9 protein-coding genes are annotated in these 11,341 nt (G+C 50.8%); all 9 read left to right on the plus strand.

The window, feature by feature from the left end:
- Positions 1-149: 149 nt before the first annotated feature.
- Positions 150-785 carry a nucleotidyltransferase family protein gene (locus H6F43_RS02980; RefSeq protein WP_199290130.1) on the plus strand — a complete coding sequence of 212 codons (636 nt, stop codon included), beginning with the start codon at positions 150-152 and terminating at the stop codon, positions 783-785.
- 142 nt (positions 786-927) lie between these two features.
- Positions 928-2,283, plus strand: a complete 1,356-nt coding sequence (locus H6F43_RS02985; protein ID WP_190340518.1) for an efflux RND transporter periplasmic adaptor subunit — start codon at positions 928-930, stop codon at positions 2,281-2,283.
- Between the two features lie 33 nt (positions 2,284-2,316).
- A complete protein-coding gene (locus H6F43_RS02990; protein ID WP_190340520.1) occupies positions 2,317-5,583 on the plus strand; it encodes an efflux RND transporter permease subunit in 3,267 nt (1,088 codons plus the stop codon).
- Positions 5,584-5,911: 328 nt separating this feature from the next.
- On the plus strand, positions 5,912-6,520 hold the full coding sequence (locus H6F43_RS02995) for a GUN4 domain-containing protein (protein ID WP_190340522.1): 609 nt from the start codon (positions 5,912-5,914) through the stop codon (positions 6,518-6,520).
- A 193-nt stretch (positions 6,521-6,713) separates the two neighbouring features.
- Positions 6,714-7,670, plus strand: a complete 957-nt coding sequence (locus H6F43_RS03000; RefSeq protein ID WP_190340524.1) for an AraC family transcriptional regulator — start codon at positions 6,714-6,716, stop codon at positions 7,668-7,670.
- 113 nt (positions 7,671-7,783) lie between these two features.
- Positions 7,784-8,761: a mycofactocin-coupled SDR family oxidoreductase gene (locus H6F43_RS03005; RefSeq protein ID WP_190340526.1), complete on the plus strand. Its 978-nt coding sequence runs from the start codon at positions 7,784-7,786 to the stop codon at positions 8,759-8,761.
- Between the two features lie 26 nt (positions 8,762-8,787).
- Positions 8,788-9,669, plus strand: a complete 882-nt coding sequence (locus H6F43_RS03010; RefSeq protein ID WP_190340528.1) for a glucose 1-dehydrogenase — start codon at positions 8,788-8,790, stop codon at positions 9,667-9,669.
- A gap of 57 nt (positions 9,670-9,726) precedes the next feature.
- The gene (locus H6F43_RS03015; protein WP_190340530.1) at positions 9,727-10,638 is read left to right on the plus strand and encodes an SDR family oxidoreductase; all 912 of its coding nucleotides are present in this window, start codon (positions 9,727-9,729) and stop codon (positions 10,636-10,638) included.
- 251 nt (positions 10,639-10,889) lie between these two features.
- A partial coding sequence (locus H6F43_RS03020) for an aldo/keto reductase (RefSeq protein ID WP_190340532.1) occupies positions 10,890-11,341 on the plus strand: 452 nt, incomplete at its 3' end.

The raw sequence follows: 11,341 nt of genomic DNA on the forward strand, positions 1-11,341 counted from the left end.
ATTGCGCTGGCAATCGTTGCTGAAATTCAGATGGTTTTGGCAGGGCGATCGAGCCAGCCGCTCAAAGACCGCAGAACACCCATTCACCAGCCTGCTGAATCCACGACTGCACCCAATACCGTTTGTATTGATGGAGTGTTGATGACCGTATGAATCAGGTAGAGCAAATCGAGATGGAACAGGTTCTAGATACCGCGATCGGGGTATTGATTCTCGCCGCAGGGGCATCAACCCGCTTGGGCAAACCCAAGCAATTGTTGCAGTATCAGGGACAAAGCTTTTTGCGTCATACGGCAAACGTAGCAATTGCATCAGGATGTCAACCCGTTGTCGTTGTGCTGGGCGCACAGACAGAACAACTGCGGTCAGAAGTGAGCGATTTACCTGTCACGATTGTAGAGAATCCTGATTGGACAACTGGAATCAGTTCTTCAATTCGTGCAGGACTGGAGGCGTTACACGATCAATGTCCGATGCTTGAAGCCGCGATCGTCACGCTTTGCGATCAGCCATTGATTTCAGTGCAACTAATCGAGCAATTAGTTGAGCAGTATTGGTTGACAGGCAAACGTATCATCGCCTCTAACTATGCTGACACGATCGGCGTTCCGGCTTTATTTGATTTGACGCTATTTCCAGATCTGATGGCTCTGAAGGGCGACGCTGGTGCCAAACTGCTAATCCATCAACTCATTCATGAAGCCGTTTCTGTTCCATTTCCTGATGGCGCGATCGATATCGACACGTCCCAAGACTACGAACAATTTTTACAGGCGATCGCGTAATGACCCTTAATGATGACCTGAGCAACACTAATTTGCATTGAGCCAGACCGCTACCGTTTTCAAGTTCATTGCAGAAGCTCAAGTCGATCGATCAATACTGAAAACGCACTTTAATCCCTTGTTATCGTTCAGGAATCAAACCATGCCCCCATCACTCAATTCTCGTCATTATCTACTGGGCACTGCGCTTGTGTTGACAGCGCTGACCACAGGATGTCGCGGTAAAGATCCGGCAGCAACAGCCAGTGGACCGCCGCCAGTTGCGGTCACGATTCAGGCGATCGGCTCCGGCACATTGCAGGAAAGCTCCGAGTTTGTCGGCACGCTGGAAGCAAAAGAACGGGTGAATTTGCGTCCTCAAATTGCGGGTCGAGTCGAGCGAATTCTTGCCCGTCAAGGCGATGTTGTAACGGCTGGAATGCCAATTCTTCAATTGCGTCCTGAACGCAACCAAGCATCAGTACAGGCAGCCGTTTCAGGAGTCGATGCCCAGCGCGCCACTTTAGCCAACTCAACTGCCGGAGTCAAAGCAGCAGAAGCCGAAGTTGCACGGCGATCGGCAGACATTCAACGCTTGCAAGCCGAACTGCGAAGCCGCAACGCGGATGTGAAGCTGGCTCAAGTCAACTACAGCCGCGCTCAGACATTAGTGGCGGAGGGCGCGTCTGCTCGGCAAAGCTTGGATGAACGCACGCAGCAGATTAATGCCGCGACTGCGGCGCGGGATGCCGCCACTCAATCACTGGAAGTGGCAAGAAAAGATCTTGCGGCTGCCCAAGCCCAACTTGCGGGCACGCGAGCGACGGTGCAACAAAGTCAATCGCAACTGCAACGCACGCAAGCTGAATTAGCGGTGCAAGTCGAAGATTTGAACTACAACCGAGTGGTGGCGCCGATCGTCGGCATTGTGGGTGATATTCCAACTCGGGTGGGGGATTACGTCAATGTTGGTGACACACTGACGAGTATTATTCAAAACGACGAATTAGATTTACGAATTTCAGTGCCGATCGCCCGACAAGCCCAACTGCGGAGTGGATTGACGGTGGAACTGCTTGATCCGAACTCTGGCAAACGCCTTAGAGCTGGACGATTGACCTTCATTGCGCCACAGGTCAATACTCAGGAGCAGTCGATTTTAACCAAAGCGCGGTTCCCCAATCGCGACCAACAGTTGCGCGATGGACAATTTGTCCGAGCGCGACTGATCTGGAATCAGCGTCCCGGCATCTTAGTTCCGACGGTTGCGGTGTCGCGGGTAGGCGCTCAGGACTTTGTGTATGTCGCCGAAACAGAATCCAAAGATGGAAAATCGCGTCAGGTCGCTCGTCAAAAACCTGTGAAGTTGGGCACGACGCAAGGTCAGCAGTATCAAGTGATTTCTGGCATTAAGTCAGGGGATCAACTGATTACGTCGGGCATTCAAAGTTTGACCGACGGGGCAGCGATCCAACTTGCTCAGATGGGTGAAAAGCAAGCCTCCAGACAAACACCCTAATCATTTCACCACTAATCTATTGATCGTGCCCTTATGCTGCTTAACATCTCCACAGTCTTTATTAAACGTCCTGTCCTTACGCTGGTTTGTACGGTTCTAATTTTGCTGGTTGGCGGCATTTGCTTGCCGCTGTTGCCCTTAGCTAAACTGCCGGAGCTTGCGCCCAAGCAAGTTACCGTGCGGGCAAGCTACCTGGGAACCGATGCGAAAACTGCTGAGGAAAACGTGACGACGGTGCTAGAGAAACAAATCAACGGCACTGAGCAAATCATTTATATGTCTTCGCAGACGACGAATAACGGAGACATTACCCTCAACATTTCCTTTCCCACCGAAATCGATCGCAACACCGCTCAGGTGCTCGTGCAAAATAGCGCCGCGATCGCTAATGCTCAGTTGCCTACCGAAGTCACGCGCACGGGAGTAACGACGCAGAAACAATCGCCCACGATCACGCTTGCCTACGCCATCACCTCGGAGAAAGATGCGGACGGCAACTTTGTCTACGACAGTGGATTTTTGAGTAACTACGTTGATCGGCAAGTCCTCGATGAGATCAAACGCCTTAGAGGGGTGGGAGATGCGCGAGTGGTGGGAGAGCGGCGCTACGCGATGCGAATCTGGCTCGATCCGAATGCGCTGGCAGCGCGAAACGTCACCGCTCAGGACGTTGTGAACGCTATTACCGAGCAGAACATTCAGGTAGGAGCTGGACGGATTGGACAACAGCCCACGCCAAACGATCAGCAGTATGAAATTGCGCTGCGGGCAGTCGGGCGCTTTACGACACCGCAAGAAGCGGAAGATCTTGTGGTGCAAGTAGGCGCAAACGGGGCGCTAACGCGGATTCGGGATGTCGGTCGGGCAGAAGTGGGCGCACAGGACTACAGCACTGCCAATGTGTTTGATAATGCGCCCGGTGTAATTTTGCTGGTGTATCAGCTTCCGGGGACGAATGCCTGGGACACTGCCGCGCTCGTCAAAGCAAAAATGGCGGAGCTGGAGCCGCTGTTTCCACCGGGAATCAAAGCTACTGTGGCGTTGGATAACACCGAGTTTGTCGCGGCGTCTCTAGAGGAAGCCATCAAGACGCTGGTAGAAGCCGTGCTGCTGGTGTTTTTGGTGATCTTTATCTTTCTACAGGACTGGCGCACCACAATTATTCCGGCGATCGCCATTCCCGTATCGCTGATTGGCACGATGGCGCTGGCGCTAGTGTTCCAATTTAGCCTGAATCAATTGACGCTGTTTGGTGTGATTCTGGCAACTGGATTGGTGGTGGATGATGGAATTATTGTCGTGGAAGCGATCGCGGCAAAGCTGGAGCGCGGCATGAAACCAATGCAAGCCGCCCTCGACTCAATGGAAGAGTTAACATCTGCCATCATTGCCACATCGCTGGTGTTGATGGCGGTGTTTCTGCCCGTGTCGTTTTTCCCGGGTACTACTGGCATTGTCTACAAGCAATTTGCGCTGATTATTGCCTTCTCGATCGCCCTCTCGACGTTCAACGCGATCAGTTTTTCACCCAGCGTCGGAGCCATTCTGATGCGTCCGGTACAAGAGGTGCACGGACCGATCGCGCTGCTATTTGCCGCGTTTAATCGCGGGTTTAGTTGGCTGCGGGCGGGCTATGTGCGAACGATCGAATTTTTCATGCGAATCCGGCTGATCGTGCTGAGTCTGTTTGTTGCAGGGCTACTGGCGGCTGGATGGATTTACACCACCACGCCGCAAGGGTTTATTCCCGAAGAAGATCAGGGCTACTTTTTTGTGGTGGCGGAGGCGCCTGCGGGTGTGTCGCTCAACTACACCAGCAACATTGTGGAGCAGGTTGAAACCAAGCTGTTGGAGTATCACGATGTTGAACATGTGAATGGCTTAGTCGGATTTGGATTTGAGGGTAACGCCAGCAACAAAGCAGTCTTCTTTGTTAAATTGAAGCCCTGGGAGGAGCGCAAAGGGGGAGAAGCTTCAGCGTTCGGCATTATTCGGCGAGTCAATCGCGAAATTAGCCCGACGATTCCCGGAGCGCGGATTATTGCGGTGAATGCACCTCCCGTGGATGGTCTGGGCAGTGCGGGCGGCTTGGAATTCTTTATTCAAAACCGGGCAGCGGCACCGATCGAGCAGCTAATTAGCAGCAGCGACGATTTCCTTAAAGCAGCGCGGCAGCGACCAGAATTGACGAGTGTGTTCACGCAGTTCACCAACGCCACACCAATGATGCAAATTGAGGTCGATCGCAATCAGGCGAAAGCTCAAAATATTGCCATCAATGATATCTTCAGCACCATGCAAACCTACCTGGGAGGCAACTACGTCAATCAATATGTCTTGAGTGGACAGCTCTACCGCGTCTATGTGCAGGCGGATAGTAACTTACGCGCCAATCCGGCAGACATTGAACGGCTGTATGTACGATCGCGCGATAACCGCATGGTGCAACTCAGCAGCGTTGTCCGACTGCAACCCATTACCTATCCCCCCATCATCACGCACTACAACATCTATCCCGCCATCAAAATTCAGGTGGCTCCCGCACCTGGATATAGCACCGGACAGGCAATGGCAGCCATGGAAGAGGTTGCGAAACAAGTCTTAAAACCGGGGTTTGGCTATGAATGGACAGGCACAGCTTTTCAGGAGCGATCATCCGGTAGTGCGGCTCCGTTGATCTTTGGGTTGGCGTTTGTCATCGTGTTTTTAGTGCTGGCAGCTCAGTATGAAAGCTACATTGACCCGACGATCATTATGATCACCGTGCCATTAGCAATTTTGGGCGCGCTGGGCGCGATCGGGCTACGAGCAAATTTGCTGCAAGCGAATGGCGTCTATCCCGTTGTCAACAACAACATCTATGCTCAGGTGGCGTTGGTAATGTTGATTGGACTTGCCAGTAAAAACGCGATTCTGATCGTGGAGTTTGCCAATCAATCGCGGGAAATTGGCATGGGGATTCAGCAAGCCGCAATTCGCGCAGCGGAAGAACGCTTACGTCCAATTTTGATGACGGCTGTAGCGGGACTGGTTGGCTTTTGGCCCCTTGTCATTGCCAAAGGTGCCGGAGCAATGAGCCGCTGGTCGTTGGGAACCGCCTTGTTTGGTGGCTACTTAATTTCGACGATCTTGAGTTTATTTTTGGTGCCAGTTCTCTATGTCGTGATCAAACAGTTAGAAGACCGCTGGCGATCGCGCCGTCTCAACAAGCCTAGCCGCACTGACGACTCCGATCAATTTCCACAAGATTCATCGAATGGGGTTGTACCTACGCCAGAAGCATCCCAGCACACCTATTAACCTGGCAATCAAAGAGATGACACTACCTCATAGGGTGCTGTATCGGCTTCGCCATTCAAGAAACGCGATCGTGTAACGCACCAAAATCATCAGCGGTGGGGTGTTATAGCCTTTAAGCCAGACCGCAGGCTATACACACCCCACACAATCTTCAATTCCGAATGTACGAACCCAGGTTGCCGGATTAATAATTCACCCAAAACATCATGAAGAAGCTATTTCAAGATTGGAACGTTGACGACTGGATCAATCACATTCTGTTTACGCTAGCGATCGCGCTACTCATCTATTCATTTGTCTTTGCAGGTCACTAAATCCAATTAACGTCATGTCAATCAATCCAACAATCAGTCAAACAGATTCGCAGCTACAGGATCGGCTGACCGCTCTTGAAGCCAAGGTAGAGCAATTATCGCAAGCGAATCGTGTCGTCGATCGCGTGACTCAAATCGAAACAAAATTGCTTTTAGTGGCAGACATTTATCGCTATGGAAAATTGCAGGAGCTTCTCGCCGCAGGCAACTTTGAGCAAGCCGATCGCGAAACAGTGCAAATCATTCTCGCCATCAGTGGCGAACCGAATTTAGAGTCGATTACGCCGAACGATGTGCGTCGCTTTTCCTGTCATGAACTGCGCGTGATTGATACACTGTGGACAACTTACAGTCAAAATCACTTTGGCTTCAGTGTGCAAGCTGAACTGTATCAAGCGGTGGGTGGTAGCTTAAACACCACGATCACTCAGGACGACACCGTGATCATTGAGTTGGGTAAGCGCGTTGGCTGGCGCAAAAACAACACTTGGCAGAAGTGTGACGAACTTGATTACAGCCTAAATGCGCCGCGTGGTTGCCATCCGTCGCGCTGGTGGAACTCGCCCTTTGGTGCCAAAATGACCAACTACTTTTTTGCCCGTTTAATCACCTGTGAGCTTTGACATGACCCGAATTAAACTCAACCTGTGGATCTACGGCGGTTTATGTATCAGCGTTGTGTTGCTACTGCAACTTGCGTTCCATTGGAGCGCGATCGCTTTTAGTAGTTTTGCGCTAATTTGCTTGTCTAAACGGCTTCGCTGTCACAGTGTAAAATAATTGGCAATATTAAGAAGCAATTTGGAGACTGTTGCGTTGAGTCTACAGTTTGAAGAAAGAATTGAACCATCAAACGTAGGAGCAGACGTTCTTCTCGATCAGGTTTTAGGTGATGTTTTACGATCATTGGTCGAACAGTTGAACATTCTGTCTGCCGGGGTTTGGCTTTACGATGCCATGCTCCGCACAACCCTGCTTTATCTTGATTATGAAGATCACCAGATTCAGCGGGGTCAAGCGATCGTTCGTCCAGGAGCGGTGCAGCAAAATCCTCTGACGCAGTGGGACGAAGAATATTTACCGCTGTTGCAGCAGAAGCAAGTTTTGGTGCAAACGGTGCAGGATATTGCGCCGCGATCGCCGGAATATCTGCCAGTGCGTCGGCACAATCAACGGCAGAGAATCCGAACAATTATGGTGATTCCGCTGTTCTTTAAAGACACGTTTTTGGGCAATGTTACGCTTCGCAGTCTTCAGGCGTTTCGCTTCTCATCTGACCAGATGAAGTTGGCATTGGCATTGGCAAATCAAGCCGCGATCGCGCTGCAATTTACTCAATTCGTGCAGCAATCGTCCACCGCTGTAGTCCCGCAGGCGGCTAAGTGGGCACCTCCTATCAATAAGCAGCGACAAAATAATTCCTTGGCGGAAGCGGGTTTAACGAAGCACGAATTGGATCAAGTAACCAATTATATTGACCATCACTTATCTGAGGGCATACAGCTTGCTGAACTGGCGCAGATTGTGGGCATGAGCCCGTCTCATTTTGCTCGCCTATTTAAGCAATCCACTGGGCACACTCCCCATCAGTACACGATGCACTGTCGCTTAGAAGCAGCGAAATGGTTGTTAACCACGCAACAGAGTTCGATCGAGCGCATCAGTGGTGAATTAGGATTCGCCAATCCAGGACAGTTTGCCACTTTCTTCCGAAAACAAACAGGCATGCCTCCCTCTGCCTACCGCTGGGATTGTAACTCTCCCGCAGATTAAAAACTTTGAGCGGGATTTGAAACATTTTAGCGAGATTTGATAAGGACAGCGCCTCAGGCAACCTTTTACACTCACAGTATTTGGACCTGTAAAGGAAGGACATGTAAGAGACTATGAACTCAAACTTTAACGGCATCGATCGACGCAAACTTCTTTTAGGTGGCGCAAGCTTGGCTGGAATTGTGGCAGCAGGCATCGCCAAAGTTGAACCAGCCGTTTCGCAGCAGTCGAGAGAGGCTCAAAGTCAGCCAGCTCCTACTGGTAGACTCAGCGGCAAAGTGGCGATCGTCACTGGGGCAGCACGGGGCATTGGACGAGCCTGTGCGGTTGCGCTTGCCCGTGAGGGATGCGATGTCATGGCGTTGGATATTGCCAAGCAAATCAACTCTGTGAAATATCCTCTGGCAAAACCCGAAGAGCTTGCTGAAACCGATCGGCAAATCAAAGCCTTGGGTCGCCGTTCCATCACGATGCAGGCAGATGTGCGCGACCTTGCCCAGATGCGGGCAGCGGTCGATCGGGCAATTCGAGAATTTGGCAAAGTAGACATCATGGTGCCAAATGCGGGAATTTGCACCTACGTGGCATCGCTCGATAGCATGACCGATGCCGAGTGGGACGATGTGATTGATGTCAATCTTTCCGGGGTTGCCCGTACGATGCGGGCGGTGATTCCGCACATGCGCGATCGCAAGCAGGGGCGAATTATTGTAGTCAACTCAACGAATAGTCGGTTTGGCTCTCCCGGTTCTCCGTCCTACAACGCTTCTAAGTGGGGAGTGTTGGGTCTGGTCAAGTGCGTGGCAACTGAGGTGGCAAAAGACAACATCACTGTCAATGCCGTCAATCCTACGGGTGTCAGAACCATGATGACGCAAAACGATGAAGCGCGACGCTGGGCAAATCCTGAAAATCCCACTCAGGAGAATTTAGAAAAAGCGCTGATGTCCTTTAATTCTCAGCCTCGATCGTTCTTAGATCCAGCCGAAATCGCTAACGCGCTGTTGTTCTTTGCCATGCCTGAATCTGCCGCAATTACCGGAGAGGCAATGGATGTAGCGGCAGGCGCGAACGTCCGGTGGAATTCATAAATTCAAGCCACGATAGGAGAAAACAAATGTCAGATTTATCACGCCGTCAAATTTTGACCGCAGGAGCTCTGGGAGCCGCAGGAGTGGCAGCTACAACGATCGCTGCCCAAGCTCAGGTAAACACCCAGCAATCTGCTCCACAAGCCACAACAAACCCTGATGGCAAATTTACTGGCAAAGTTGTCTTAATTACTGGAGCAACCTCAGGAATTGGAGAAGCTACGGCACGATCGTTTGCGAAAGAAGGCGCTAAAGTCTTCTTCTGCGGTCGGCGGGCGGACTTGGGCAAAAAAGTAGAGCGTGAAATCAGAAGCGCGGGCGGTGAAGCCACTTACATGCAGACGGATGTCCGTCAGGCAGAGCAAGTAAAAGCGTTTGTGGATGCCTGCGTTGCCAAATATGGACGGTTGGATCTTGCCTTCAACAATGCCGGAGTTGATTATCCTCCCAATCCGATCGCGGATACTCCCGTTAGTGAATTTGATGACTTGATGAACACCAACGCTCGCGGTGTATTTTTGGGCATGAAGTACGAAATCCCCCACATGCTCAAAGCGGGTCAAGGAGCCATTATCAACATGGCGAGCATCGGTGGCTACCGCGCCTTTCCAAATATTATTGGATATGGAGCCAGCAAAGCGGCAGTGATTCACATGACCAAAATGGCGGCGCAAGAATACGGAAAACTGCGAGTGAATGCCGTGTTGCCAGGCGCGATCGACACTGCCATGCTCGATCGAGTGGAGCGAGATTGGAAAGTCACTAAATCACAACTGGTTGCACCCTATCCAAGTAAGCGAGTTGGAAAACCAGAGGAAGTTGCTGCAATGGTGCTGTGGCTAGCATCAGATCAAGCCTCCTACATATCAGGTGGTCAATATAGCGTCGATGGTGGTGGATTGGGATAGCGATCGTATTCACTGATTTAACATCCCAACAGCTCTAACAATTACGGTGATATCACAATGAATTCAGAGAATCAAACCCCAAATAAACGAGTATCTAGACGACGAATACTGATTGCTGGAGCATCAGTTGCAGGCGTTGCTGCTACCACAATTGCCTCACGCGCTCAAGCAAATACGCAAAAGCCTGTGCCGCAAACAGCCACCAACTCAAACGGTCGCTTTGCTGGCAAAGTCGTCCTAATTACTGGAGCAACCTCAGGAATCGGAGAAGCCACCGCACGAGCGTTTGCGAAAGAGGGCGCGATCGTCCACTTCTGCGGACGACGAGAAGCATTAGGCAACAAAATTGCTCAGGAGATTACGGCTCAAGGTGGTCGTGCTAGTTACCAAAAAGCCGATGTGCGGATTGAGCAGGATGTGAAATCGTTTGTAGAGACCTGTGTGCAAAAGTATGGGCGCATCGATATTGCCTTTAACAATGCCGGAATCTTCATGACTCCAGCCGAAGTTCACAAAATTCCTCTGGACAACTTCATGGACATTATTACCACTAATACTGTGGGTGAGTTTTTGTGCATGAAATACGAAATTCCGCAGATGCGTCAGCAAGGTGGTGGCAGCATCATCAACATGGCATCGGTTGCTGGACATATTGGCTTCAAGACGACCGCTCACTACAATGCCAGTAAGCATGGCGTGATTGGACTGACCAAAGCCGCTGCTGTGGAAAACTCTGATTACAACATTCGCATTAATTCCATCTCGCCTCTGGCTGTGGACACGCCACAACTCCGAGAATCCTTTGCCTTCCAAAAACTGACCTATGAACAAGCGGCAAAAGGATTTGTGACGAAGCGAATTATGACACCACATGAGATGGCAGAGGCAGTCATGTTTCTGGCATCCAATGCAGCAACGTCTGTGACTGGTATGGATCTCGACGTGACTGGCGGACAACTTGCCACATAGCGATGTTTGTCCTTGTTATTGATTCAAAATCTCCACGTTTATTCACGATGATTCCTAATCCCACAATTACAGCAGCCTTTGAAGCGTGGCTAAACGTGCAAATTTCGTAGCAGAATATTGAGTTGAAATCAAATGCTTGTACTGCCTGCGGTGAGGTATTGAGCACCTACATCATTGACTACAGCAGCTGATTGCGTTCGTCTTTCGCTACAAACCAACGTCTTTTTCAAACACATTTAGGAGGACTGATCATGCACTACAAACTATTGGGTAAAAGTGGCTTACGGGTTTCAGAACTGTGTCTTGGCACGATGACCTTTGGTGAAGATTGGGGTTGGGGTGCATCGCTGGACGAATGTAAAACCATCTACGAAGCCTTTCGTGAAGCAGGTGGCAACTTCATTGACACCGCGAATATTTACACCAACGGCACCAGTGAGAAATATGTCGGGGAGCTGATTGCAAGTGAGCGAGAGGAGATCGTCGTTGCGACTAAATACTCAAACGGAATCCCTAGCTCTGACCCGAACGGCGCAGGCAATCACCGCAAGCGCATGATCCAGTCTGTTGAGGGCAGCCTCAAGCGGCTCAATACCGACTACATCGACTTGCTCTGGGTGCATGCCTGGGATTTCACCACGCCACCCGAAGAAGTGATGCGATCGTTTGATGACCTGGTGCGTCAAGGCAAAGTGCTATACAT

This window comes from Leptolyngbya sp. FACHB-36, assembly GCF_014695955.1.
In the GTDB taxonomy this organism is placed as follows: Bacteria; Cyanobacteriota; Cyanobacteriia; order Leptolyngbyales; family Leptolyngbyaceae; genus FACHB-36.